We start from the raw sequence: 24,394 nt of genomic DNA, 5'->3' as shown, positions 1-24,394 counted from the left end.
GGTGGACAGCGGCGGCCATTCTAACGGCCGGGGGCCGAAGGGGATATGACGGCAGTGGGTGGAAGCGGCCGCTGGCGCGCCCAGGCCTCCCGAGGTGTGTCGGTTTTCCCCCGCCATGGTGGCCTGTCCGCCGGAAGGCCCGGGCTCTCCTCGACGCCCGGACGGCCGTCCCGGCCAGACACCACGGGCGGCGGCCCGATCTGCAACATTTTTCAGAGCGGGATCCATTGAAAGCCCGGGGCATTCCCCGCGCAATGCCCCGGATCTAGGCCTTGCATGGACCGACCCTGGTGATTTCCCCGGACAGCCCCTCCCCTTTCCCGCCCCGCCTGCCAGGCTGCCTGCCTGCACGGCTGCCGCTGGTCATCATCGGCGCCGGCCAGGCCGGGTTGTCGCTCAGCGCGCTCCTGCAGGAGGCCGGCGTCGAGCATCGCGTGCTGGAGGCCGAAACCGTGGGTGCCAGCTGGCGGCGACGCTGGGATTCGTTCCAGACCAACACCGCCAACGCGACCATGGCCCTGCATGGCCATGCCTATACCGGGGATGACCCGGAAGGGTTCATGGGGGCCCCGGAAGTGATCCGACGGCTGCGCGACTATGCCGACGAGCGCTCGTTGCCGATCAGCGAAGGGTGCGTGGTCCATCGGGTCGGGCCCGAGTCCGGTGGCTATGCCATCGACAGCAGCCGGGGACTGATCCATGCCCAGGCGGTGGTGGTTGCCACCGGTGAATACCGCCGGGCGCGGTTGCCCCGGGCCCCGTTCGCGCCCGCACCAGGCCTCACCATGCTGCACTCCAGCGACTACCGCGGTCCCGGCCAGCTACCCGAGGGCGCGGTGCTGGTCATCGGCGGCGGCCAGTCCGGCGCGCAGATCGCCCAGGACCTGCGCGACGGTGGTCGCAGCGTGTACTGGTCATTGGCCGATCGTCATTCGCACACCCGTCGGCTGCGCGGCAAGGACTCGATGACCTGGTGGGACATGGCCGGGCGCATCCATCAACACGTAAGCCAATCGGCGGCCGTACTGGCAGGCGAGCCGGACGCGCTGCGCAAGGCCCGCACCGCGGAGTTCCCCCTGATTTCCGGCAAGGGAGGCGCCGGCCTGGGCAGTTCGATCAGCCTGTTGGCGATGCACCGCGCAGGCATCAGGTTGCTGGGCCGGTTGCAGGAATTCAGCGGAAACACCGCCCGCTTCGCCGATGTCCGCCCGCAGCTGCATACCGCGATCGAGGCGACGCGGGCCGAATATGCCTATCTCGATTCGCTGGCCAGCGCGTACTACGCCACGCGGCCCGAACCGCGCACCGACGATGCCCGCTACATTCCCGAAGAGGTCTACCTGCACTGGGAGCCGGAACCGTCCCCATGCAAGCTGGACCTGAAGGCTGCGGGGATCCGCGCGGTGGTACTGGCCACCGGCTTCGTCGCCGAATGGCCCTGGCTCGACATGCAGGGCGTGCTGGATGCACACGGCTATCCGCTTGGCGACTTCGGTGTTTCCCCGCAGCCGGGGCTGTTCTTCATCGGCATGCACAACCTGCAGCGGATGAGTTCGTCGTTCCTGTGCAACGGCGGCCGCGACGCACGCGACCTGCTGCCGGCCATCCTGCAGCACCTTGGCCGAAGCGGGAGTACCGGCTTCGGCGCAGGTTAAGGGAGCCGCCGGGCAGGGCCCGACGGCGCCAGACCGGCTCAGCGGCCGGTCTTCACCTCGGTCCACAGCCGGGTGTAGAGCTTGTCGGTCTCCGGCGTGTTGATCGAGTAGGTGAACATCTTCTCGGCGACATCCGCCGGCGGATAGATGGTCGGGTCGGTGCGGATCGCCTCGTCCACCAGCGGCGTTGCGGTCGGGATCGGGTTGGCGTAGTGGATGAAGTTGGTGTTGGCCGCAGCGACCTTCGGTTCCAGCAGGTAGTTGATGAACCTGTAAGCCGCTTCCGGGTGCTTGGCGTCCTTCGGGATCGCCAGCATGTCGAACCACTGCGGCGCACCTTCCTTCGGGATCGAGTAGGCCACGTGCACGCCATTGCTGGCTTCCTCGGCGCGGTCGCGGGCCTGGATGATGTCACCGGACCAGCCGACCACCAGGCAGGTACCGCCGTTGGCCAGCGAACCCACGTACTGCGAGGAGTGGAAATTCTGAACGTACGGGCGGATCGACTTCAGCAGGTCGGCCGCCTTCTGCAGTTCGGCCGGGTCGCCGCTGTGCGGGTCCAGGCCCAGGTAATGCAGCGCGATCGGGATCATGTCGGCCGGCGTGTCCAGGATGGTCACGCCGCAGTCCTTCATCTTGCTGATGTTCTCCGGCTTGAACACCAGGTCCCAGCTGTTGGCGATGTCGGTGCTGCCACCGAAGCGCTGCTTCAGCATGTCCACGTTGTAGCCGATGCCGGTGGTGCCGATCATGTACGGCACGCCGTACTGGTTGCCCGGATCCTGGGTGGCGATGCGCTTCATCACCGCCGGATCGAGGTTGGCCAGGTTCGGGATCTTGCTCTTGTCCAGCGGCAGGAACACGCCGGCCTGGATCTGGCGGCCGAAGAAGTTCAGCGTCGGCACCACCACGTCGTAGCCGCTGTTGCCGGCCAGCAGCTTGGTCTCGACCATCTCATCGCTGTCGAACACATCGTAGGTCACCTTGATCCCGCTCTCCTTCTCGAAGGTCGGAATGGTGTCCTCGGCGATGTAATCGCTGTAGTTGTAGACGTTCAGGACCTGGCTGTCCTGCGCGCCGCCGTTGCCACCGCCACAGGCGGCAAGCATGGCGGAGGCCAGGCCGAGCGTGAGGATACGCAGCTTCATCGGGTGCTCCAGAATGCGGGAAGGGGGGCCGGCGGGGCCGGCGACGGGTGCCAGCCTACCCCCCGGCGGCGGATTTTTCTATTCCAGATGCTCAGACGTTCAGCAGCAGGAACTCGCGCTCCCACGAGCTGATGACGCGGAAAAAGGTCTCGTATTCCTTGCGCTTGACCGAGATGTAGGCGCGGCAGAAACGCTCGCCCAGCAGGGCCTGGAGCTCGCTGCACTGCTCCAGCCCGTCCAGCGCCTCGCCCAGCGAGCGCGGCAGGTTGTAGCCCAGTTCCTTCGCGCTGCCGGTCACCGGCGCGTCCGGCGCCAGCCGCTCGCGGATGCCGAGCAGGCCGCAGGCCAGGGTCGCCGCCATTGCCAGGTACGGGTTGGCGTCGGAGCCGGCGAAACGGCTCTCCACGCGCATGTTTTCCGGCGTATCCAGCGGCACGCGCAGCCCGCAGGTACGGTTGTCGAAGCCCCAGTGCACGTTGCTCGGCGAGACCTCGCCGAACACCAGGCGGCGGTAGGAGTTCACGTTCGGCGCGAAGAACGCCATCGCCTGCGGCGCGTACTTCTGCAGGCCACCCAGGTAATGGCCGAACACTGGGCTGAACTCGCCCTCGGCATCGGAATCACCGGCAAAAACGTTGCTGCCGTCACTCATCCGCACCAGGCTCTGGTGGATGTGCATGGCACTGCCCGGCTCGTTTTCCATCGGCTTGGCCAGGAAGGTGGCGTACACCCCGTGGCGCATCGCCGCCTCGCGCATGGTGCGCTTGAACAGGAATACCTGGTCGGCCAGGTCCATCGCATCGGCATGGGTGAAGTTGACCTCCAGCTGCGCCGCGCCCGATTCGTGGATCAGCGTGTCCACGTCCAGCTTCATCGCATCGGCGTAGTCGTACATCAGGTCGAGGATCGGGTCGAATTCGTTGACCGCGTCGATCGAGTACGACTGCCGCGCGGTCTCCGGGCGCCCGGAGCGGCCGGCCGGTGGCAGCAGCGGGAAGTCCGGGTCGGTGTTCTTCTGCACCAGGAAGAACTCAAGCTCCGGCGCCACCACCGGGCGCAGGCCCAGCTCGGCGTAGGCCGCCAGCACGCGGCGCAGTACGTTGCGTGGCGCCAGCTCGTGCGGCTCACCGCTCTTGGTGTAGCAATCGTGGATGACCTGCGCGGTGGCGTCGGCCGCCCACGGCACCATGCGCACCGTGTCCGGATCGGGGCGCAGCATCATGTCCGAGTCGGACGGCGAGGTCAGCTCGTAGTAATCGTCAGGGAACTCGCCGGTGACGGTGGTGGCGAAGATGCCCTCAGGCAGGCGCGTGCCGTAGTCGTGCGAGAACTTGTCGGCGGGAATGATCTTGCCGCGCGCGTTGCCGGTGATGTCCGGCACCAGGCATTCCACCTCGGTGATGCGCCGCTCCTTCAGCCAGCGCAGCAGCGTGCTTTCCTGCGGTGCGGGGGGCGTGGCCGTCTTGCGCGGGCGCGTTCGGGAACTCATCGGGAATCCAGTCGGTTCTGTTGGTGCTGCCGGCAAGCCTGGCCGAACGCACGGAAAATAGCGTGATAGAACGGCGCCTGCATGACACGCCACTCCGGGTGCCACTGTACGCCGAGCACGAAACGATGGTGCAGGCTGCGCGCCGCCTCGACCAGTCCATCATCAGCCACGGCCTCGACCTGCAGACCCTGCGCGAGGCGGGCAATGCCCTGCCCGTGCACCGAATTGACCTGCGCCCGGTCACTGCCTTGCCACTGCGCCAACCAGCCATCGGCAGCCAGGGTAACCGCGTGGGCCGGTCCGTACTGCACCTCCACCGGCGCCTGCGGGTCTTCGCGATGGTCAGCCAGGCCAGGCACCGCGTGTACCTGCGGATGCAGGCTTCCACCCAGCGCGACGTTCAGTTCCTGGAAGCCGCGGCAGATCGCCAGTACTGGCAGGTCCAGCGCCAGCGCCTCGCGCAGCAGTGCGAAGGCATTGGCATCACGCGCCGGGTCATGCGGATTGCCCGGCCAGCTGCGGCCGCCCTCGTAGTGCTGCGGTTCGATGTTGCTGACCGCACCGGTCAGCAGCAGGCCATCGAGCCCCTGCAGCCAGTCGCCAGCCGGCAAAGCAGGCTGCAGGCTCGGCAGTACCACCGGGGTCACTTCGGCGGCCTCGGCCAGCGCGCGCACGTACTTCTCGCCGGCCACCGCGAAGCGGTGATGGCCGAGCACGGTACTGTCGGTGGGCAGGCCCACCCAGGGCAGGCGGCGCATGGAAAAACTCCTTGACGTGCCGACACGTTACCCGTCGCCCTGCGAAGGCGGCAAGTCGTCGCCGTCACACCATGGATGTCACGCATCGGCGAAACTACGCGGGTGAATGCTGATCGTCCTCCCCCGCTCCCCCCTCCCGCACTGCGCCCGCGAGGCCTGCGGTGAGCGCCGCCTTCCCGCCCAGCTGGTATGCCGCCAGCCTGCCCGAACCGCCCGCCCTGCCCTCGTTGCGGGGGGATGTGCAGGCCGATGTCGCGGTGCTGGGCGCCGGCTATACCGGCCTGACCGCAGCCCTGGAACTGGCTACGCGTGGCCAGCGCGTGGTGGTGCTGGACGCGCAGCGGATCGGCTGGGGCGCGTCCGGTCGCAACGGTGGCCAGGCGCTGGTCGGCTATGGCTGCGAGGTGGACGAACTGGAGCGTCAGCTCGATCGTGATGATGCGCGCCACCTGTTCGACTGGTCACGCGACGCGGTGCAGGCGATGCGCGCACGCATCGATCGGCACGGCATTGACTGTCATTGGGTGGAAGGCCACGCCAGCGTCGCCATCCGCGAACGCCATGAGCGCGACCTGCAGGCCAACTGCGAGCATCTGCAACGCCACTACGACTACCCCATGCAGTGGTGGGACCGTGATGCCCTGCGCGCGCAGCTGGACAGCCCGCGCTACCGCGCCGCGATGTTCGATCCGCTCAGCGCGCACTTGCACCCGCTGGCCTATGCGCGTGGCCTGGCCGATGCGGCGCGCGCGACCGGCGTGGTGATCCACGAGAACTCCGCAGTGACCCGCGTGCAGCGCGGACCGCAGCCCACCCTGCATACCGCGCGGGGCAGCGTGCGCGCTGCGCACCTGGTGGTTGCCGGCAATGCCTGGCTGCAGGGCCTGCTGCCCGAGCTGGAACGCCGGATCATGCCGGTCGGCACCTATATCGGCGCCAGCGCGCCGCTCGGTGCCGAGCGCGCCCGTGCCCTGATCGGCAACAACATGGCCGTGGCCGACACCGCCTGGGCACTGGATTACTTCCGTCTCAGCCACGACCATCGCCTGCTGTTTGGTGGCCGTGCCAGCTATTCAGCACTGCCCCCACCCGGCCTGCGCGGAGTGATGCAGCGGCGCATGCACCAGGTGTTCCCGCAGCTGGCCGACGTGCCACTGGAGCAGGTCTGGGGCGGTTATGTAGACATTACCCGCAACCGCGCCCCGCATTGGGGCCGGCTGGACGGCAATCTGTACTTCGCGCAGGGGTTCTCCGGCCATGGGGTGGCCGCCGCCGGGCTGGCCGGCGAGGTGATCGCCGCCGCCATTGCAGGCCAGAGTGAGCGCCTGGACGTGTTCCAGCGCCTGCGGCATGCCCCCTTCCCTGGCGGCCGGCTGCTGCGCACGCCACTGCTGGTGGCGGCGATGTCGTGGTACAAGCTGCGGGATGCGTTGTGGTAGCGGGACCCTTCCCAGCTACATAATCGATGCAGGAGCTGGGGGAGCACGAGGATGCAGTGGTGGAAAGACGGCCTGCTGGTGAGGATACGGGTCAGCCCCGAAGGGCTGGCGCTGGCACTCGTCTATGCCGTCGCCTGCTGGGGTGCGCGCAAGTTGTCATTGGACCAGTTCTTCCTGCCTGCCGGCGTACGGGTGGCCGCATTGCTGTTGTGCCCGCCTCGACTGTGGCCCTACCTGCTGATTGGTGAATACGCCTACTTCGCGCATCTGCGCATCCCCCTGATCAGCAAATACAACCTGACCTGGGTGATCCTGGCCTCGGTGTTCCTGATGCCCGCCGTGATGCTGATTGTGCGCCTGCACCGGAAGCTGCTGGCGCGCACCACGATCCTCGGCGTGATCTCCATTGCGGTATGCGCCGCGACGGTCGTCAGCCTGCTCAACCTGGGCATCTCGTACCTGATCTGGGAACCGTTGCATGAAGAGACATTTCTCACCAACGTGCTGCGCTATGCGCTGGGCGATTTCACTGGCATCCTGATCCTGGCGCCTCTGGCACTGCTGTGGATACGCCGCGCCGAGGAGAAATGGACGACCCGGTCTGTTGCGGCCACGGTCGGAGCAGTCGGAGCCATGCTGGTCATTGGCCTGCAGGCGACGCCCGTTCCCACTTCGATCATGGCCGAAGGCTCGCTGCAGTTGTTGTTGATCCTGCCTATTCCCGCAATCGCCCTGACCTGCATGCTGGGATGGCGCGGTGCGGCCATCGGTGTCGCCGCCGTGAACATGATCCTTGGCCTGAGCACCCCTTCGGACCACCCGGCGTCATTCGATCAGGCGACCTTCGCTACCCAGCAGGCCATGGCCATCGCCAGCATCGCCCTGCTGTTGCTGGGCGCGCGCATCACCCACTTCCAGAACCAGCACCGGTTGCGCGAGGAAGATGGCAGAGCGGCACTGCAGCTTGCACGAAATTCACATCTGGCCAGCGAAATGGACCTGCGTGAGCGCGCGGCCCATCTGCGCCAGTTGGGCGATGGCATGGACCTGTCGCTGAACGAAATGGTGAACTGGCTGCATGCGCAGGGCCATCACGCCGTGGCTGACAGCCTGCGGCATACCTCGGAGGTGCATTCACGCCTGTTCCGGGCCCAGGCCAGCATGATCTATCCCGCCGCCCTGGAACGACTGGGCTTGTATGTGGCGTTGCAAGCCGGTGGGGTGCGTGAGGCTTGGAACGCCACGCATCGAATCGGGCAACCCAGGTTGATGGGTGATCCCTGCCAGCTCAGTCCCGGTCTGCAGCTGGCAGCCTATCGCTCGATCGTCGAAGCGGTTTCGATCCTCCTGGGCAGCGAAAAAGGCCAGCTCATGGTCCGGGCCCGCTGCGGGCAACGTGCCGGTCACCGCGGCATCGTCGTTGTGGTTGCGGCGATGGATCCGCATCAGACGCTGTCAACGGCAACCTTCGATCTTGCGACGTCCCAATTATCGGCTCGGATAACCGCCTATCGTGGTGCGCTGCATTGTGGCCGTAGGAGAATCAGGCTGATGCTGATTGAAGCAGCCGATGCATCACAGGGCGAAGAGGCCTCGGTCTGGGGAACCGGTGTACCTGCCGGACTGAAGCCGCCTGGGACAGCCCCCCACTCTTGGTAGCCAGGTGAAAAATGCGATGAATATCACAACCTTGCCGTGACATTCCCCAAGTCTCCTTTTCGTATGTCCGCATCACGGATAGAAGGGTGAGATTGCACCCATCTGAATCTATCGATACTGTCGCGCTAAAGGGAGTGCGTCATGTATCGACTGGACAGCGATAGTGTTCGACGAGCAGGGGAGGCTTGCGTTTGAAGTGGCTGAGAAATGGCTTTGAGCTGAGTTTCCGTATCCGCCCGGCAGGCCTTGCGCTGGCGGTACTCTACGCTGTCGCGTGCTGGGCCACCTGGCACCTTTCCGTCGATCAGTTCTTCCTTCCGGCTGGAATCCGTGTTGCGGCGCTCTTGCTGACCCCGAAGCGAATGTGGGCGTATCTGGTCCTTGGCGAGTATGCCTACTTCGCCCACATGCGCTATCCGATGATTGAAGATTACGGAATGGCCTGGGTCATTTTCGGATCTGCGTGCCTCATACCCGCGGTGGCGCTGATCGTTCATCTTCACCACAAGCTGATAGCTTCCACCACCGAAAGCTGGTTGCTTTCGATCGCGGCATCCGCTGCGCTGGTGGCCACTTCTCTCAAGCTCGGTCTGATTCACATGCTGTGGCCAGCTCCACCGAGCATGCCGTTCTACACGAACGCGATGCTCTACGTGCTCAGCGACTACATTGCAATCCTTACGGTCGCGCCCCTGGCGCTGCTCTGGATACGCCGACACAGCGGCTACGACTGGACGACCTGGCGACGCCGACCGACCATCGCTGCCCTCACTTCGCTGGGCATGCTGGGCGCTCTGCTGCTCCAGGTCGGCACGGAGGATCACTCTGCACGAGCAACGCTGCAGTTGTTGCTGGTGCTGCCAGTCATCGCACTGACTTGCATGCACGGTTGGCGGGGGGCCGCTGTAGGTGTTCCGCTGATGAACATCATCCTCAGCCAGACCATGCCGACCACGGGTCTCCCCGGCTCATTCGACGAGACCACCTTCTTCACCCAGCAGATCATTGCCATCACCAGTACAGCGCTTATCGCGCTGGGACCGCGCATCACCCATCATTACAATCAGCGCACACCTGTAGCGATGTCAGCATCACGGGTCAATGCACTCTCGCGCTCGGCGCATCTTGCCAACGAGCAGGACCTGCGCGAACGCGCGCTGGGCCTGCGCCAGATTGCAGATGACATCGAAGAGGCTCTGGGAGAGACTGTGCAACAACTCAAGGCCGATGGCCATGAAGTTCCTGCGTCTGATCTGCTCCGCACCTTCTCGCAACGCTCACGGCGATTCCGTGAACTGACCAGTATGGTCTATCCCACGGAGCTCGAGCATGCAGGCCTCTATGTCGCCTTGCGTGCGGGTGGACTCAGCGAAACCTGGAACGCCAGCCACCGGATCGTCCGTCCGATACTTGGCGGGGATCCATGCCAGCTGAGCATGGGCCTGCAACTTGCCGCGTATCGCACCTTTGCCGAAGCCGTATCGCTTTTCCTGAAGGACGAAACCGGCCAGATCCAGATCAGCGCTCGCTGCGGTCGCTATAGAGGCATGCACGGTATCGTGCTGAGGGTCGCGCTGCTGGACCGACATCGCGCACTCGCCTCGCGAACCATGGAAAGCGCCATTGATCGACTCTCTGCACGCGTGCACGCCTATTCGGGACGCGTGCAATGCCGGGGCCACCGCATCACCATGGTGTTGCTGGACACTGCAGGCGAGTCCGAGCGCGGAACACTTCCATACAAGCGAAACGACATTTGCGAGACGCCCGCGCGCCAGTGATCACAGGCGGACGATCAATAGCCCAGGCGACGCCTGTGGCTCGCCCCCGTAGAGGTGTTTCCTCCCTCTGCGAAGCAAGCCACAGGCAGGCCACCTGTATTCAGCCCGTCATTTGTTACTGACCCCGCGCTCGACCGACCAGACTGCCCCACGCCCCTCTCCATAGACGACCAGAGAAAAATCAGGCCCGCGGAAGACAACGCTGCGGCGAGCATTCTTCGGTATCGCCAGAGGCTTGGACGGCAGCGACACGCGAGCTACGGTCTTGCCGGCCGGCAAGGCCCAGAACGTCGATTCGATGTTGGCAACGATCAGATTGACCTGGCCGGTCAAATCATTGACCTGGTAGTACGACACCCCATCCCGCTCGAATGCGTAGACAAGCCATGCGGGATCTGAACTCAGATCAAGCGCTGCGGGCTGGCTCTCACCCAACCCAGCCGTTGCCAGTGGCACACCCTGCCCTCCGCCCGGACAGCAGGCAAACGACAGCGCAGGAACGACCAGCAGCGCAGCAGCGGCGCTCAACTTCGACAACCGGGAAAATCTCACAGGCATCTCCATGATTGAAAGGTGGACAACATCAAGGCAACACAGGCGCGGCCCTGGCAGATAGTGCAATATCCCCTGAGTGCCCCATGGCGACGTGAACAATCTCAGGATTCGCCTCCCTGTCAGCATACCTGCGCCACTCACAACCCCGCCGTTCACATCACTCGCCCTACGTGGATACGAACAACGGCGGAGTTTCTGCCAATACCGTTGCACACCCCGCGAAGTATCGCTACTTTCGCCGCTGGACCGTTACCGCCCCGAGAGAATGTGAGCGTTGCTCGCGTACCAGCCCATCCGAGATGGAGCGCCGTGAAGAACATGGCACTAGCCGGCATTCCGGTGCACCCGGCCGGGCTTCTCTTGGCTGCCGCCTACGCTATTGCCTGCATATCCGCCCGACAGTTTTCCCTGGACCAGTTTTTCCTTCCTGCCGGTATCCGGGTGGCAGCGCTTTTGATCGTTCCACAACGTCGATGGCCTTATGTATTGCTGGGAGAATGGGGCTACTTTGCATATCTGCGCATCCCTACGATCGACGAGTACGGCCTGGAATGGGTCATCCTGGCGTCCACGCTGCTGATGCCGATGGCGATGCTGATAGTTCACCTCCATCTGAGAAAAACCATATCCGAGGCAGCCACCGGATTCTGGCTGCTGTCCCTCTCAACGTCGGCAGCAGTTGCGGTCACCGGTGTCAACCTGAGTCTTTCTCGCCTGCTGTGGCCAGTTCCTCCCCCAGATACGCTGCTGGATGCTGCCGAAAGAGTGGTATTTGGTCATTTTGCCGCGATCATTACCATGGCTCCACTGGCCCTTCTTTGGGCCCGGCGGCGCTCCGGTTCTCCATGGCAGAAGAGGTTGCTCGTTCCATCCCTCGTGGCCATTGCCCTGATGCTGGCCTTGGGGCTATGCATGCAGCTGATTTCGACGAATGCCCATTCGACCCGTACGCACCTTGTGCTGTTGGCGGCATTGCCCGCCATCACCTTGACCTTCATGCATGGATGGCGTGGCGCTGCCATCGCGATTCCACTGTTGAACCTTCCACTTCATTTCGCCACCCCCAGCACCGGCCTGCCGGCCTCGTTCGATCTGGGCACGTTTTCCACCCAACAGAACATGGCGGTGATGAGTGTCGCGTTGCTTGCGCTCGGTTCCAGCATCAGCTATCACCATCAGCGCGCCCGATCCCGCGGCCTGGCCGAGGAAACGACACTACGTCTGGCACGCAGTTCCCACCAAACCAGCGAACGTGAGCTGCGTGAACGGGCCATCCATCTCAAGCACTTGGGAGAAGGCATGGACAGCTCGCTCGGCGAGATGGTCAACTGGCTGAAATCCCAAGGCCACCACGCGGTAGCGAGCAGCCTGCTACATGCCTCCTCCGTGCATTCACGCCTTTTCCGGGAGCAGGCCAGCCTGGTTTATCCGACCGGACTGGAGCAAGTCGGGCTCTACGTCACCCTGCAAGCAGGTGGCGCAAGTGGAGTCTGGAAGAACAGCGATCGCGTCACGGTGCATGACCTTGCCGGCAACCCCTGCCTGTTGAGCGTAGAGCTTCAACTGGCGATCTACCGCACCGTGATCGAAGCAGTATCGATTCTGCTGGAATTGGAATCCGGTCAGATCTGCATCCGGGCTCGCTGTGGCGTTGCCGGACGTCAGCGCGGCATCGTCGTGGTGGTGGGCCTGCTCGATCGCAGACAAGGGTTGTCGACTCACACCATGAGTCAGGCCGTTGAACGACTCTCTGGCCGAATCCTGCCCTACGGCGGCGCGGTGCAGTGCCGTCACAATCGGCTCCGGATCGCGCTATCTGAGCCCACACAGAGACCATCATCGACCGTTCCTTAATCTGAGCTACAAATCGCCAGACACACCCGCCATGGACCGCTAAAGTTACGCCCGAAACCGCCGCTATCCGTGCCGAGCCCTCCTTCGTGAGCCACCGCATCATGCCCGTCCTGCCGCAGGCCGCCGTCGATGGCGACCTGGCCGATCCCCTGCCACAGCGGATCCTGCTGGTCGAAAATTCCCGTGCGTTCACCGGCATGCTGCGCGAAGCCATCGAACAGCGCCTGGAACTGCCGGTGGTGATCGCCTCCACCCTCGCCGAGGCCGATCGCCTGCTCAGCGAAGGTGCCGGCTGGTTCCTGGTGCTGACCGGGCTGGTGCTGGCCGACGGCGACCGTGATGCGGTGGTCGAGTTCTTCCTGAAGCGCGACCTGCCAACGGTGGTGGTCAGCGGCGTGTACGACGAGGACCTGCGCAAGCGCGTGCTGCAGCAGCAGATCATCGATTACGTGCTGAAGAACACCCCCGGCAGCATCGATTACCTGGTGTGGCTGGTGCAGCGGCTGGAACGCAACCGCCGCATCGCCGCGCTGGTGGTGGACGATTCGCCGTCCGCGCGTGGCTATGCCGCAGCCCTGCTGCGCATGTACGGCCATGAGGTGCATGAGGCCGCCGACGGCAACGAGGGGCTGTCTGCGATCGAAGCGCATCCTGCGATCCGCCTCGCCGTGGTCGATCAGGAAATGCCGGGCATGCAGGGCGTGGAGTTCACCCGTCGCCTGCGCACCCTGCGCTCGCGCGACAAGGTGGCAGTGATCGGCATCTCCGGCAATACCGATGCCTCGCTGATCCCACGCTTCCTTAAGAACGGTGCGAACGACTTCCTGCGCAAGCCGTTCTCGCGCGAGGAGTTTTTCTGCCGCGTCTCGCAGAACGTGGACCAGCTGGAGCTGATCGGCACTCTGCAGGATCTGGCCACCCGCGACTTCCTTACCGGGCTGCCCAACCGACGCTTCTTCCTGGAGCAGAGCCAGCGCCAGCTGCCGCAGCTGCAGCTGCATGGCCAGTGCGTGGCGGTGGCGATGATCGACATCGACCACTTCAAGCACATCAACGACACCCACGGCCACGAGGCCGGCGACGACGCGCTGCGCGCGGTGGCCGGCGCGGTGGCCGCACACGCACGCAACCACGACCTGATCGCGCGCTTCGGCGGCGAGGAGTTCTGCCTGCTGGTGCCGGACATGGAGCAGGACGAGGCGCTGCTGTACTTCGAGGAGCTGCGCCAGCGCATCGCTGCGCTGGAAGTGGACATCGGCAGCGCTACCCTGCGCATGACCGTGAGCATCGGCCTGTGCTGCCTGCGCCCGCAGCGCGATGCGCTGCACCGGCTGATCTCCGAGGCCGACCGCCAGCTGTACCTGGCCAAGGCCGGTGGCCGCAACCGGGTCAGCTGCACCACGGTGGCCAGCCCGCTGCGCCCCCGCGAGCCTGCCCTGCCTTGACCGGCCCGCCTTGATCCAGATCAACGCCGCACCCGCGCGGCAGTTCTACAGTCGGCCCCGACATACGCATGAAGGGGAGCCGGGGGATGGCACTACTGGTCTGGCAGGACGATCTGAACATCGGCATCGATGTGATCGACCAACAACACCGCCGCATCATCGAGATGCTCAACCACCTGCACGTGGCACAGGCCAGCATGCAGCGTGCGGCGGTGGGTGAAGTGATCGACGAGGTGGTGGACTACACCCTGTCGCACTTCGCCTTCGAAGAAGAGCTGATGGAGGAGGCGGGCTATCCGTTCTGTGCCGCGCACAAGCGCGTGCACGAGGTCTTCATCAAGCGCGTCTCGGAATACCGCATGCGCTTCCAGGCCGGCGAGGACATCAGCGATGAACTGCGCACCATGCTCTCGCGCTGGCTGTTCAACCACATCCGCGGCGATGACCAGGCCTATGCCGAACAGGTCAAGGCGCACCTGAACCACTTTGCCCGCGAACACCAGGGTGGCGGCTGGCTGGGGCGCACGCTCAAGCGCTTCTTTGGTTGAGCCGCAGCGCGCGCCGGTGCAGTGCCACCAGCGCGCACAGGGTCGCCACCGCGGTCAGGCACAGGTAGTAGCCCACCGCGACCAGGCCGAAGCGTTCGGCCAGCCAGGTGGCCAGGTACGGCGCTGGCGCCGCGCCGAGGATGCCGGCCAGGTTGAATGACAGCGACGCGCCGGTATAGCGCACTTCCACCGGGTAGATCTCGGCCAGGAAAGTGCCGCAGGGGCCGTAGGTCAGGCCCATCAGGAACAGGCCCAGGCACAGGAAGCCAGTGACCAGCCACGGGCTGTGCGGCTGGAACAGCGGTGCGAACAGCACACCGAAGCCGACGATCAGTACGCTGGCAACGATCATCGTGCGCCGCGTGCCCCAACGGTCGCCATAGCGCGCCGACAGCGGGATGCCCAGCGCGAAGAACAGCATGCCGGCCATCTGCATCAGCAGGAACTGCTCGCGGCTGTAGCCCAGCACGGCGGTGCCATGGCCGAGGCTGAACACGGTCATCAGGTAGAACAGCACGAAGGTGGCGAACGCCCCCAGCGTGCCCAGCAGCATCGCCACCGGATGGTCACGCAGCACCGTCCACATCGGCAGCCGCACCGGTGCTTTGCGCTCCAGCGCCTGCCTGAAATCGGGGGTCTCGTGGATGTTCAGGCGCACCCACAGGCCAAGGCCGACCAGCAGCGCGCTGGCCACGAACGGAATGCGCCAGCCCCACTGCAGGAAGTCACCCTGGCTCAGGCAACGGCCCAACACCAGGAAGATGCCGGCCGACAACAGGAAGCCGAGTGGCGCGCCCAGCTGCGGGAACATGCCGTACCAGGCGCGCTTGCCCGGCGGAGCGTTCTCAGTGGCCAGCAGCACCGCCCCGCCCCACTCGCCACCCAGCCCCAGGCCCTGGCCGAAGCGGCACAGCGCCAGCAACGCGGGGGCCCACAGGCCAATCTGTGCATGGGTGGGCAACAGGCCGATCAGCACCGTGGACAGGCCCATGGTCAGCAGCGCGGCCACCAGCGTGGCCTTGCGGCCGATACGGTCACCGAAGTGGCCGAACACTGCCGAGCCCACCGGGCGCGCGATGAACGCGACCGCGAAGGTTGCCAGCGACTGCAGCAGGGCTGCCTGTTCGCTGCTGTCCGGGAAGAACAGGTGCGGGAACACCAGCACGGCGGCCGTGGCGTAGATGTAGAAATCGAAGAACTCGATGGTGGTGCCGATCAGGCTGGCCAGCAGGACACGACGGGGGGAATTCACGGACGGCGCGGCAGCGGTGATCGTCGACATCGGCAACACGGGTAACGGCGGATCGCCCGATTCTGCCACGGGCCGATGGCCGCACGGGGCGATGGTTTCAGCCGACACCGATGCCAACGGAATTTTTCGGGACACCCGCTAGGCTGCGCCACCGGTCCCTGCATGGACGCTTTGCCGATGACTGCAGTCGCGCTGTCGTGGTCCGATTCGCCGAAGCTGCCGCGGATGGCGGCGTGGCTGGTGGTACTGCTGGTGCATGGCGGGCTTGCTCTGTGGCTGCTGGACAGCGGCCGGATCGAACTGCGCAGCGACGACGGCCCACGGATCTTGCTGCGTTGGCTGCCACCGGAACTGCCGACGCCGGTAGCCAAGCAGCCGACCTTGCCCTCCGCACAGATGACGCGTCCGGCCGCATCGGTGATGCCCCGCCCTGCCCCGGTTGCGCAGGCAGACAGCGCCCAGCCTGCCGCGGAAAACGCGGCTGCGGTGGCGCCACTGATCCTGAGTCTGCCTGCGGGCAGCATCGACGGTGGTGACGGCATCAGCGCTGCGGGTGTCGCTCCGCGTCTTATTGGTCGCCGCGAGATACACCCGGCATTCGCGGCGCGCCGCAACTACTTCCCGATCCGTCGGCAGATGACCCCCGAGCAGATCGTGCATGGCGTCGCGCAACTGCTGGGTTTGTGGCCACCGGGCTACATCGTCGACCCGTGCGAGCTGGGCAAGCAGGACATGGACTATTTCCAGAACGCCGTCGAAGAAGCCGACCGCGACATGCTGCGTGCGGCGGTGCTGCAGGTGAGCGCGCGTTGCCGGTAGTCGCATTACTGTGGCGTCGAGCTTGCTCGACGGCTTTTCGCATTTTGTAGAGCCGAGCCATGCTCGGCTGCATTTCGCGAAGAGCAGTCGAGCATGGCTCGACTCTACAAAGAGAAAACAGCAGCCGAGCGTGGGCTCGGCTCTACGAAAAGCGCTCGGCGGGCGCGTCGTTACAGCTGGATCCAGGTGGCCTTGATCTCGCTGTACTTGTCGAACGCATGCAGCGATTTGTCCCGGCCGTTGCCGGACTGCTTGTAGCCACCGAACGGGGCGGTCATGTCACCACCGTCCCAGCCGTTCACCCAGACGCTGCCGGCGCGCAGCTGGCGTGCGACACGATGGGCGCGGCCCAGGTCACGCGTCCACAGGCCCGCCGCCAATCCATAGCGGCTGTCATTGGCCACGCGCACCGCTTCGGCCTCGTCGTCGAAACCAAGCACGGCCAGCACTGGCCCGAACACTTCCTCGCGTGCCAACGCGTGGTCCGGACGCACCTGGTCGAACACCGTGGGCTGCACGTAGCAGCCGCCGGACTCCACCTCGGCCCGATGGCCCCCCATCAGCAGACGAGCGCCCTCGCCTTCGGCACGGGCGATATCGGCCAGCACCTTGTCCACGTGCGCGGCGTCGACCAGCGCACCCATCGGTGCATCGGCCTCCAGTGGATGGCGGGGCTGCATGTGCTGGCCATAGGCAATCACCTGGTGCACGAAGTCCTCACGGATCGAGCGCTGCACCAGCAGCCGCGAGCCGGCGGTGCAGACTTCGCCCTGGTTGAAGAAGATGCCCCGCGCCACGGCCTTGGCCGCTGCGTCCAGGTCCGGCGCGTCGGCGAACACCAGGTGGGGGCTCTTGCCACCGCATTCCAGCCAGACCCGCTTGAGGTTGGACCGTCCTGCATACTCCAGCAGCTTCGCACCGGTGGCGGTGGAACCGGTGAAGGCCAGCACGTCCACATCCATGTGCAGCGCCAAGGGCTCCCCCACGCGCGCACCATGGCCGGGCAGCACGTTCAGCACTCCGTCCGGCAGGCCCGCCTCGGCCGCCAGCGCCGCCAGCCGCAACGCCGACAGTGGCGAACGCTCGGACGGCTTGAGGACCACCGAATTGCCCATCGCCAGTGCCGGCGCGATCTTCCAGCAGGCCATCAGCAACGGGAAATTCCATGGCACGACCGCCGCCACCACGCCGGCAGGCTCGCGCGTGACCAGCCCCAGCTCGTGTGGGCCGGTCGGCGCGATTTCCCCGTACAGCTTGTCCACCGCTTCGGCGGTCCAGGCCAGGCAGCGCACCACGCCGGGCAGGTCGATACGGCGTGCGTCGCGCACCGGCTTGCCCATATCCAGGGTTTCCAGCAGCGCCAGCTCATCGGCGTGCTTCTCCACCAGCGCGGCCAGCGCCAGCAAAACGCGCTTGCGATGCGCCGGGCTGGCCTGCGACCAGTGGCCCGCATCGAAGGCACGCCGCGCCGCCAGCACTGCGCGCTCCACGTCCTGTGCATCGCAGTCGGCGACCGCCGCGAGCACACGGCCATCGATGGGGCTGATGCAGTCGAAGCGGGCGCCGCTGGCGGCGTCGGTGTAGCGGCCATCGATGAAGGCCTGGCCGGGCATCGAAAGCTGCTGCGACAACGCCTGCCAGTGGCTGCGGTGGGGAAAGTCGGCCATGTCGGGCTCCACGGAACAGTTTCCCCGGTTATACCGGCGCGACCGCGACTTCACCGTGACGTGGCTGCGCTACATTTCCCCCATCGGACCCGACGGAGCTGGCATGAAGCGTCCCGGAAGCGACCTGCACGACCTTGCTACCCAGCGCCCGGAATCACTGGAGGCGTACTGGATGCCGTTCACCTCCAACCGCCAGTACAAGGCGGCGCCGCGTGTGCTGGTGCGTGCCGAGGGCATGCACTACGAGGATGTCGACGGCCGCCAGATCCTCGACGGTACCGCCGGCCTGTGGTGCTGCAACGCCGGCCACGCGCGGCCGCGCATCGTCGAGGCCATCGTCGAGCAGGCGCGCACGCTGGATTACTCCCCTGCCTTCCAGATGGGCTCGCCGCCGGCATTCGCGCTGGCGCAGCGGCTGGCCGCATTGGCACCAACGCCCCTGAACCATGTGTTCTTCACAAGCTCCGGCTCGGAGGCGGTGGATACCGCGATGAAGATCGTGCTGGCCTACCACCGCCAGCGCGGCGAGGGCCAGCGCACGCGCTTCATCAGCCGCGAGAAGGCCTACCACGGCGTCGGCTTCGGCGGCATGGCACTAGGCGGCTTGCCCAACAACCGCAGGGCGTTCGGCCTGCAGCTGGGCGGCGTGGACTACCTGCGCCACACCCTGGACCTGCAGCGCAATGCATTCAGCAGGGGCCTGCCGCGCCAGGGCGCTGAACTGGCCGACGACCTGGAGCGGCTGATCGCGCTGCATGACGCCTCGACCATCGCGGCGGTCTTCGTCGAGCCCATCGCTGGGTCCGCCGGGGTCATCCTGCCGGCGCCGGGCTACCTGCAGCGCCTGCGCGAGCTGTGCGATCACCACGGCATCCTGCTGGTGTTCGATGAGGTCATCACCGGCTTCGGCAGGGTCGGCATGCCCTTCGCCGCACAGCGCTTCGGGGTCACCCCCGACCTGCTGACCTTCGCCAAGGCGGTCAGCAACGGCGCGGTGCCGCTGGGCGGCGTGCTGGCCAGCGATGCGGTGCACGCTACGCTGATGCAGGCGCCACCGCAGGCCATCGAGCTGTTCCACGGCTATACCTACTCTGGTCACCCGCTGGCCTGTGCGGCCGCGCTGGCCACTCTGGAGGTCTACGCCGAGGAGCGCCTGTTCGAGCGGGCCATCGAACTGGGCGAATACTGGCAGGAACGGCTGCATGCGCTGCAGGGCCTGCCCAACGTGATCGACATCCGCAACTTCGGGCTGGTCGGGGCGGTCGAGTTGGCGCCACGCCGGGACATGCCCGGCAGCCGCGGCTACGAGGTGTTCCGGCGCTGCTTCCACGATGGCCGGCTGCTGGTGCGCTGCACCGGTGACATCATCGCGCTGTCACCGCCGCTGATCGTGGACAAGGCGCAGATCGACCAGATCACCGGCACGCTGGGCGAGATGATCCGGGCCACGGCCTGAGCCCGGGCCCGCAGCGGCGAGCGGGTACAATGGGCGGTTCCGCTCCTGCTCGTTGCCGTGCCCATGGATATCGTCGTCAAAGAAGAACTGAAGGCCTATATCGACCCGCTGACCGCGGACGAACATGACGCGCTGGAGCGCAGCATCCTGGCCGAGGGCTGTCGTGACGCGCTGGTCCTGTGGGGCAACGTACTGGTCGACGGCCACAACCGCTTCGGCATCTGCCAGAAGCATGGCCTGCCCTTCAACACCGTACAGAACACCCGCTTCCAGAGCATGGAAGACGTGCACCTGTGGATGATCGAGCAGCACCTGGGCCGTCGCAGCGTGTCCGACTTCCAGCGCGGCGTGCTGGCGCTGCGCAAGCGCGACATCCTGGCCGCCCGCAAGCAGATCGAGCAGGCGCAGCTGCAGCGCGAGAGCGACGGCACCGCGGACATCACCGACGAAGGGGGCGAAGACAGCCCGCCGTGGGAGCCGGCCCCGAAGCTCAGCCGTGCTGAGCTGGCCCGCGAAGCCAAGCTGAGTACCAGCCAGGTCGGCATGATCGAGCGCATCCATGCCCAGGCTGCACCCGAAGTGGTGGAGGCGGTGAAGGCCGGCGTGATCTCGATCAGCGCCGCCGCGGCCGTGGCCGACCTGCCTGAAGAAGAACAGCGCGCCGCCGCCGCCGGTGGCAAGGACGAGCTGAAGCAGGCCGCCAAGCGCGTGCGCGAGTCCAAGCGCAAGCCGCGCGCGCCGAAGCCGGAGCCGGCCGATATGGATTTCGAGGAGCCCGATGAGGACGAGATCGCCAGCCGCGACGCAGAAGTGCTGTTGGCGCTGGAACAGCTGGGCGAGGATGCCCCGGCCCTGCGCCGCCGCGTGGTCGCGTTGACCCGCGAGAACGACACCCTGCGCGCGCAGTTGGCCGCGCTGCGCAAGCAGCTGGAAGCGCTTTAAAAAACGCGAACCTCTCATGTAGAGCCGAGCCCATGCTCTGCTGCGGTTTGCCGCGCGCAAGGCAGCCGAGCATGGGCTCGGCTCTACAGGCAGGCATCACCGGGCTGCGGTTAGACTCGTGCAATGACGCCTGCCCACGATCCGCGCCGCGCCCAGCTGCGGCGCCTGAAAGCCCTCGCACTGGGCCTGCTGCTGCTGATGCTGGTCGGTTTCGCGGTCAGCCACTGGCAGGGCGAACGCGGCATCTGGGCCTGGGTTTCGGCCTTCTGCGAAGCCGCAGCCGTGGGCGCGCTGGCCGACTGGTTCGCCGTGGTCGCGCTGTTCCGGCGGCCGATGGGCCTGCCGATTCCGCACACCGCGATCATCCCGCGCAGCAAGGAGCGCATCGGCGACAGCCTGGCGCTGTTCGTGCGCGACCAGTTCCTGGAGCCGGGGGTGCTGCTGGCCAAGCTGCAGGTGTTCGATCCGGCCAGCCGCCTCGGCAGCTGGCTGGCCGACCCGGCACGCTCGCGCATGCTGGCCGACATGGCCCGCGGCTGGGCGCTGCAGGCGCTGGATTTCTTCGACGAAACCGCCGTGCGCCGGCAGCTGCACGGCTTCGTGGTGCAGCAGTTGCGGCAGTGGAATGCCGCTGCCACTGCCGGTGAACTGCTGGCCCTGCTGACCGCCGAAGGCCGCCATCAACGCGTGCTGGACGAGGGCCTGCAGCGCCTGGGCCGCTGGCTGGAACAGCCGGAGGTGAAGGAACGCGCCTCGCAGCTGATTGTGCGCCACATCCAGCGCGAATGGCCGACGCTGTCGAGCACGGTGAACTGGGTCAAGCCGATCGACGAGATCGGCGACAGCCTGGCCGAACGCCTGGCCCGCGCGGTGCTGGAAGAGCTGCAGCAGGTGCTGGCCGAGCCGCAGCATCCGCTGCGCCAGGACTACGAGACCTGGTTGCAGAACTACGTGCAGCGCCTGCGCGAGGATCCGGCGCTGGCCGAGCGCATCGAGCAGCTCAAGCAGGAAATGATCGACCACCCGGCCCTGCAGGAGTACGTGCAGGGGCTGTGGGCGCGCATCCACGCCAGCCTGCGGGCGGACCTGCAGCGCGAGGATTCGGCGCTGGTCGGCCACCTGCAGCGTAGCCTGGGTTCGCTCGGTGCCAGCCTGCAGGCCGACCCGGCGCTGCGCGAGGCACTGAACCAGCATCTGATGGAAGGTGCGCAGCGCCTGACCGGGCGCCTGCGCGAGGGCGTCACCACGCATATCGCGCAGACCGTGAAGGGCTGGGACGAGCGGCACCTGGTCGAACAGCTGGAACTGAGCGTGGGCCGTGACCTGCAGTTCATCCGCTTCAACGGCACCCTGGTCGGCGGGCTGATCGGCCTGCTGCTGCACGCGGCAACCGTGGTGTTCAGGTTCTAGCCGCCAGCGCTCCACGGCATCGTCATGCTTGATTCATGAAATGCGAATGCCTATCATTTACTGATCGGTTGTGCGCTTAGTCAGATGGCACGGAAACGTGCCCATCGCCCGTGTACATCCCCGCCTTCCGCGCTGACCGCCCGCGCGGGACGTGCCTCGTGTCGATGGGACACGCTGGGCAACATGCGCAGGGCGCAGGGGCCGCGGACGCATTCCATCCCTCCTCCAACCTGCAGGACCTCCTTGGACCGCTCGCCCGTTACCGCCAGCCCCCGCACCTTGTTCTCCAACCCGCGCTGGGGCGTGCTGTCACGCTCGTTGGCTGCGATCTTCGGTGGCTACGCGCTGGCCTCGATGACCAGTGTGTTCTGCGCAGTGGCGCTGCCCGGCGCGCGCGGCCAGACCGTGCTGACCGGCATGCTGCTGGCGATCCTGGTCGCCGCCTGCGCGGCGTTGTGGGCGTTCGCCACCCGCAGCGCGCTGCGTGCGTGGGTCGGCATTCTCGCTCCCGCCCTGCTGATGGCTGCCATCGCGCGCATGCTGGGGGCCTGGGCATGAAGAACGGATTCCGCCAGTCGATGGCCTGGCTGCACACCTGGACCGGCCTGCTGGTCGGCTGGTTGCTGCTGCTGATCTTCATGGCCGGCACCGCCAGCTATTACCGCGAGGAAATCAGCCGCTGGATGCGCCCGGAGCTGCCGTCCAGCAACGTCAGCATCGACGTGGCCGCGCAGCGCGCGGTGGCCTACCTGCAGGCCAATGCGAGCCACGCCGAGAACTGGTTCGTCACCCTGCCGCAGCCGCGCAACCCGGCCATGCAGATGTTCTGGCGGCTGCCACCGGAACTGGCCGACCCCAGCCGTGGCCGCCGCGGTGGCTTCGGCGACGCCACGCTGGACCCGAACAGCGGCCAGGCACTGAAGGCGCGCGAGACCCGTGGAGGCGACTTCTTCTACCGCCTGCACTTCGACCTGCACTACATCCCGGTGTACTGGGCGCGCTATCTGGTCGGGTTCTGCGCGATGTTCATGCTGGTGGCGATCATCACCGGCGTGATCACCCACAAGAAGATCTTCAAGGACTTCTTCACCTTCCGCAAGGACAAGGGCCTGCGCTCCTGGCTCGACTTCCACAACGTCAGCGCGGTGATGGCGCTGCCGTACCACGCGATGATCACCTACACCGGCATCGTCACCCTGATGATCATGTACCTGCCGTGGGGAGTGAAGGTCGCCTACCCCCAGGACGAGGACAAGTTCATCAGCGAGGCTTTCGGCGGCCTTCCGGAAGTGACCTCGCCCGCCGAGGGCCGCGCCACGCCGCTGCCGATCGCACAGTTGCTGGACAGCGCACGCGCGCATTGGCACGGCGTGGAGGTGGCCGGTTTCACCGTGTCCAATCCGGGGGCGGCCAATGCGGTGATCGACATCCGCCAGCGCGATGGCAAGCGCCTGTCCATCGACACCCCGGCCGTGCGTTACGACATGGTCAGCGGTGCTCTGCTTGAGGAAACGCCGCCATCGGGCGGTGCCACCGCCACCCGTGGTGTGCTGTACGGCCTGCACCTGGCGCGTTTTGCGGACTGGGGCCTGCGTGCACTGTTCTTCCTGTCCGGTCTGGTGGGCTGCCTGATGGTCGCCAGCGGCGTGGTGCTGTGGGCGGTGAAGGAACGACCGAAGCATGCCAAGAGTGGACGCACCGGCTTCGGCCTTCGCCTGGTCGATGCGCTCAACATCGGCACCGTGGCTGGCCTGCCGATCGCCTTCGCGGCGTACTTCTGGGGCAACCGCCTGCTGCCGCTGGACATCGCCGAGCGCGCGAGTGCGGAGGCCAACGTATTCTTCTACGCTTGGGCCGGCGCGCTGCTGGCCGCCTTCATCTGGCCGAAGCGAATGATGTGGGCGTGGCAGCTCTACCTGGGCGCGGCCGCGTTCGCACTGGTGCCGGTGGTCAATGCGTTGACCACGCATGCGCACCTGGGCAACACCCTGCGCAACGGCGACTGGGTACTGGCCGGCGTCGATCTTTCGATGATCGTCTTCGGCGCAATGCTGGCGATGTGCGGCTGGCGCATGCAGCGCTGGACGCCACCGCTGAGCGCGGCCGAGAAGAAGAAGCGTGCGGCGGCGGCGCCAGTGGCTGTGGTCGAAGCCGCCGAAGCGGAGGCCAGTGCATGATGCTGCTGGCGTTGACCCTGTCGTTTTCCGCGTTCACCGCGCTGTCGCTGGCGATGGAAAGACACCAGTACGACCTGCACGGCAAGGCTGCGGCCAGCCCGGCACGGCGCACGCAGTGGCGGGTGCTGGGCTGGGCCCTGCTGACGGTGGCGTTCGCGTTGTGCGTGGCCGATCACGGCTGGGCGATGGGCCCGGTGCTGTGGCTGGGCGCAATGACCATGTGCGGCGTGGCACTGTCGTTCGGGCTGTATCCGTACCGGCCGAAGTGGATCGCACCGCTGGCGATCACGCTGCCGGCGCTGGGGCTGGTGGTGGCGTTGCTGTAACCGCCATCCACGCA

Annotated in this window: 20 protein-coding genes; 14 read left to right on the top strand and 6 right to left on the bottom strand. The window is 66.2% G+C overall.

The window, feature by feature from the left end; all coding sequences use genetic code 11:
* Positions 1-272: 272 nt before the first annotated feature.
* A complete protein-coding gene (locus ACTXG9_RS06185; protein WP_180832776.1) occupies positions 273-1,655 on the top strand; it encodes a flavin-containing monooxygenase in 1,383 nt (460 codons plus the stop codon).
* 38 nt (positions 1,656-1,693) lie between these two features.
* Here the strand turns inward: ACTXG9_RS06185 and ACTXG9_RS06180 are convergent, their stop codons facing one another.
* The 3 genes from ACTXG9_RS06180 to ACTXG9_RS06170 all read right to left on the bottom strand — a co-directional run bounded on the left by ACTXG9_RS06180 (position 1,694) and on the right by ACTXG9_RS06170 (position 5,050).
* On the bottom strand, positions 1,694-2,803 hold the full coding sequence (locus ACTXG9_RS06180) for a polyamine ABC transporter substrate-binding protein (RefSeq protein ID WP_019659050.1): 1,110 nt from the start codon (positions 2,801-2,803) through the stop codon (positions 1,694-1,696).
* Between the two features lie 91 nt (positions 2,804-2,894).
* Positions 2,895-4,292: a glutamine synthetase family protein gene (locus ACTXG9_RS06175; RefSeq protein ID WP_019659051.1), complete on the bottom strand. Its 1,398-nt coding sequence runs from the start codon at positions 4,290-4,292 to the stop codon at positions 2,895-2,897.
* Positions 4,289-5,050 carry a gamma-glutamyl-gamma-aminobutyrate hydrolase family protein gene (locus ACTXG9_RS06170; RefSeq protein ID WP_197575787.1) on the bottom strand — a complete coding sequence of 254 codons (762 nt, stop codon included), beginning with the start codon at positions 5,048-5,050 and terminating at the stop codon, positions 4,289-4,291. Before ACTXG9_RS06170 ends, ACTXG9_RS06175 begins: the two co-directional genes overlap by 4 nt.
* Positions 5,051-5,211: 161 nt before the next feature.
* Between ACTXG9_RS06170 and ACTXG9_RS06165 the strand changes: the two genes are divergently transcribed.
* The 3 genes from ACTXG9_RS06165 (at position 5,212) to ACTXG9_RS06155 (ending at position 9,929) form a co-directional block, all read left to right on the top strand.
* Positions 5,212-6,489, top strand: coding sequence for an NAD(P)/FAD-dependent oxidoreductase (locus tag ACTXG9_RS06165; protein ID WP_456115426.1), 1,278 nt, complete (start codon positions 5,212-5,214; stop codon positions 6,487-6,489).
* A gap of 51 nt (positions 6,490-6,540) precedes the next feature.
* Positions 6,541-8,148: an MASE1 domain-containing protein gene (locus ACTXG9_RS06160; RefSeq protein WP_227853852.1), complete on the top strand. Its 1,608-nt coding sequence runs from the start codon at positions 6,541-6,543 to the stop codon at positions 8,146-8,148.
* A gap of 191 nt (positions 8,149-8,339) precedes the next feature.
* Positions 8,340-9,929: an MASE1 domain-containing protein gene (locus tag ACTXG9_RS06155; protein ID WP_031270281.1), complete on the top strand. Its 1,590-nt coding sequence runs from the start codon at positions 8,340-8,342 to the stop codon at positions 9,927-9,929.
* Between the two features lie 108 nt (positions 9,930-10,037).
* Here ACTXG9_RS06155 and ACTXG9_RS06150 read toward each other — a convergent pair whose 3' ends face one another.
* Positions 10,038-10,457 (bottom strand): hypothetical protein, encoded by a 420-nt coding sequence (locus ACTXG9_RS06150; RefSeq protein WP_227853851.1) that lies wholly within the window; start codon positions 10,455-10,457, stop codon positions 10,038-10,040.
* Between the two features lie 345 nt (positions 10,458-10,802).
* Between ACTXG9_RS06150 and ACTXG9_RS06145 the strand changes: the two genes are divergently transcribed.
* From ACTXG9_RS06145 to ACTXG9_RS06135, 3 genes are all read left to right on the top strand, one after another.
* Positions 10,803-12,338: an MASE1 domain-containing protein gene (locus tag ACTXG9_RS06145; protein ID WP_021203552.1), complete on the top strand. Its 1,536-nt coding sequence runs from the start codon at positions 10,803-10,805 to the stop codon at positions 12,336-12,338.
* Positions 12,339-12,439: 101 nt separating this feature from the next.
* Positions 12,440-13,783, top strand: a complete 1,344-nt coding sequence (locus ACTXG9_RS06140) for a diguanylate cyclase (RefSeq protein ID WP_456115429.1) — start codon at positions 12,440-12,442, stop codon at positions 13,781-13,783.
* A gap of 86 nt (positions 13,784-13,869) precedes the next feature.
* Positions 13,870-14,331: a bacteriohemerythrin gene (locus ACTXG9_RS06135; protein ID WP_021203550.1), complete on the top strand. Its 462-nt coding sequence runs from the start codon at positions 13,870-13,872 to the stop codon at positions 14,329-14,331.
* On the opposite strand, the gene ACTXG9_RS06130 is transcribed toward ACTXG9_RS06135, so the two are convergent.
* Complete coding sequence (locus ACTXG9_RS06130; protein ID WP_241745029.1) at positions 14,312-15,613, bottom strand: MFS transporter; 1,302 nt, start codon at positions 15,611-15,613, stop codon at positions 14,312-14,314. The genes ACTXG9_RS06135 and ACTXG9_RS06130 overlap by 20 nt on opposite strands.
* A 147-nt stretch (positions 15,614-15,760) precedes the next feature.
* Between ACTXG9_RS06130 and ACTXG9_RS06125 the strand changes: the two genes are divergently transcribed.
* Positions 15,761-16,402: a hypothetical protein gene (locus tag ACTXG9_RS06125; RefSeq protein WP_058979502.1), complete on the top strand. Its 642-nt coding sequence runs from the start codon at positions 15,761-15,763 to the stop codon at positions 16,400-16,402.
* Between the two features lie 170 nt (positions 16,403-16,572).
* On the opposite strand, the gene ACTXG9_RS06120 is transcribed toward ACTXG9_RS06125, so the two are convergent.
* A complete protein-coding gene (locus ACTXG9_RS06120; RefSeq protein ID WP_456115425.1) occupies positions 16,573-18,069 on the bottom strand; it encodes an aldehyde dehydrogenase in 1,497 nt (498 codons plus the stop codon).
* A gap of 103 nt (positions 18,070-18,172) precedes the next feature.
* On the opposite strand from ACTXG9_RS06120, the gene ACTXG9_RS06115 reads away from it, so the two are divergent.
* The 6 genes from ACTXG9_RS06115 to ACTXG9_RS06090 all read left to right on the top strand — a co-directional run bounded on the left by ACTXG9_RS06115 (position 18,173) and on the right by ACTXG9_RS06090 (position 24,380).
* Entirely contained in the window at positions 18,173-19,525 is a 1,353-nt protein-coding gene (locus ACTXG9_RS06115) for an aspartate aminotransferase family protein (RefSeq protein ID WP_111097880.1), read from the top strand.
* Positions 19,526-19,588: 63 nt separating this feature from the next.
* Complete coding sequence (locus ACTXG9_RS06110; protein ID WP_206621757.1) at positions 19,589-20,467, top strand: ParB N-terminal domain-containing protein; 879 nt, start codon at positions 19,589-19,591, stop codon at positions 20,465-20,467.
* A 123-nt stretch (positions 20,468-20,590) separates the two neighbouring features.
* Positions 20,591-21,877 (top strand): DUF445 domain-containing protein, encoded by a 1,287-nt coding sequence (locus ACTXG9_RS06105; protein WP_111097772.1) that lies wholly within the window; start codon positions 20,591-20,593, stop codon positions 21,875-21,877.
* Between the two features lie 243 nt (positions 21,878-22,120).
* Positions 22,121-22,435, top strand: a complete 315-nt coding sequence (locus ACTXG9_RS06100; protein ID WP_021203544.1) for a DUF3649 domain-containing protein — start codon at positions 22,121-22,123, stop codon at positions 22,433-22,435.
* Positions 22,432-24,054 (top strand): PepSY-associated TM helix domain-containing protein, encoded by a 1,623-nt coding sequence (locus ACTXG9_RS06095; RefSeq protein ID WP_111102046.1) that lies wholly within the window; start codon positions 22,432-22,434, stop codon positions 24,052-24,054. The genes ACTXG9_RS06100 and ACTXG9_RS06095 overlap by 4 nt, the downstream gene beginning before the upstream one ends.
* Positions 24,051-24,380 (top strand): DUF3325 domain-containing protein, encoded by a 330-nt coding sequence (locus tag ACTXG9_RS06090; protein WP_019659066.1) that lies wholly within the window; start codon positions 24,051-24,053, stop codon positions 24,378-24,380. Before ACTXG9_RS06095 ends, ACTXG9_RS06090 begins: the two co-directional genes overlap by 4 nt.
* Positions 24,381-24,394: the final 14 nt, after the last annotated feature.

Source organism: Stenotrophomonas maltophilia group sp. LNF247, assembly GCF_054083135.1.
Note: the sequence above shows the minus strand (reverse complement) of the source record. Positions and strands in the feature narration are given on the sequence as shown.

What these genes read in the sequence shown, in the direction of transcription:
- ACTXG9_RS06110 (WP_206621757.1), top strand. Translation starts at nt 19,589, where the DNA reads ATGGATATCGTCGTCAAAGAAGAACTGAAGGCCTATATCGACCCGCTG.
- ACTXG9_RS06120 (WP_456115425.1), bottom strand. Translation starts at nt 18,069, where the DNA reads ATGGCCGACTTTCCCCACCGCAGCCACTGGCAGGCGTTGTCGCAGCAG.
- ACTXG9_RS06175 (WP_019659051.1), bottom strand. Translation starts at nt 4,292, where the DNA reads ATGAGTTCCCGAACGCGCCCGCGCAAGACGGCCACGCCCCCCGCACCG.
- ACTXG9_RS06170 (WP_197575787.1), bottom strand. Translation starts at nt 5,050, where the DNA reads ATGCGCCGCCTGCCCTGGGTGGGCCTGCCCACCGACAGTACCGTGCTC.
- ACTXG9_RS06140 (WP_456115429.1), top strand. Translation starts at nt 12,440, where the DNA reads ATGCCCGTCCTGCCGCAGGCCGCCGTCGATGGCGACCTGGCCGATCCC.
- ACTXG9_RS06180 (WP_019659050.1), bottom strand. Translation starts at nt 2,803, where the DNA reads ATGAAGCTGCGTATCCTCACGCTCGGCCTGGCCTCCGCCATGCTTGCC.
- ACTXG9_RS06125 (WP_058979502.1), top strand. Translation starts at nt 15,761, where the DNA reads ATGACTGCAGTCGCGCTGTCGTGGTCCGATTCGCCGAAGCTGCCGCGG.
- ACTXG9_RS06160 (WP_227853852.1), top strand. Translation starts at nt 6,541, where the DNA reads ATGCAGTGGTGGAAAGACGGCCTGCTGGTGAGGATACGGGTCAGCCCC.
- ACTXG9_RS06135 (WP_021203550.1), top strand. Translation starts at nt 13,870, where the DNA reads ATGGCACTACTGGTCTGGCAGGACGATCTGAACATCGGCATCGATGTG.
- ACTXG9_RS06115 (WP_111097880.1), top strand. Translation starts at nt 18,173, where the DNA reads ATGAAGCGTCCCGGAAGCGACCTGCACGACCTTGCTACCCAGCGCCCG.
- ACTXG9_RS06145 (WP_021203552.1), top strand. Translation starts at nt 10,803, where the DNA reads ATGGCACTAGCCGGCATTCCGGTGCACCCGGCCGGGCTTCTCTTGGCT.
- ACTXG9_RS06130 (WP_241745029.1), bottom strand. Translation starts at nt 15,613, where the DNA reads ATGTCGACGATCACCGCTGCCGCGCCGTCCGTGAATTCCCCCCGTCGT.
- ACTXG9_RS06105 (WP_111097772.1), top strand. Translation starts at nt 20,591, where the DNA reads ATGACGCCTGCCCACGATCCGCGCCGCGCCCAGCTGCGGCGCCTGAAA.
- ACTXG9_RS06095 (WP_111102046.1), top strand. Translation starts at nt 22,432, where the DNA reads ATGAAGAACGGATTCCGCCAGTCGATGGCCTGGCTGCACACCTGGACC.
- ACTXG9_RS06090 (WP_019659066.1), top strand. Translation starts at nt 24,051, where the DNA reads ATGATGCTGCTGGCGTTGACCCTGTCGTTTTCCGCGTTCACCGCGCTG.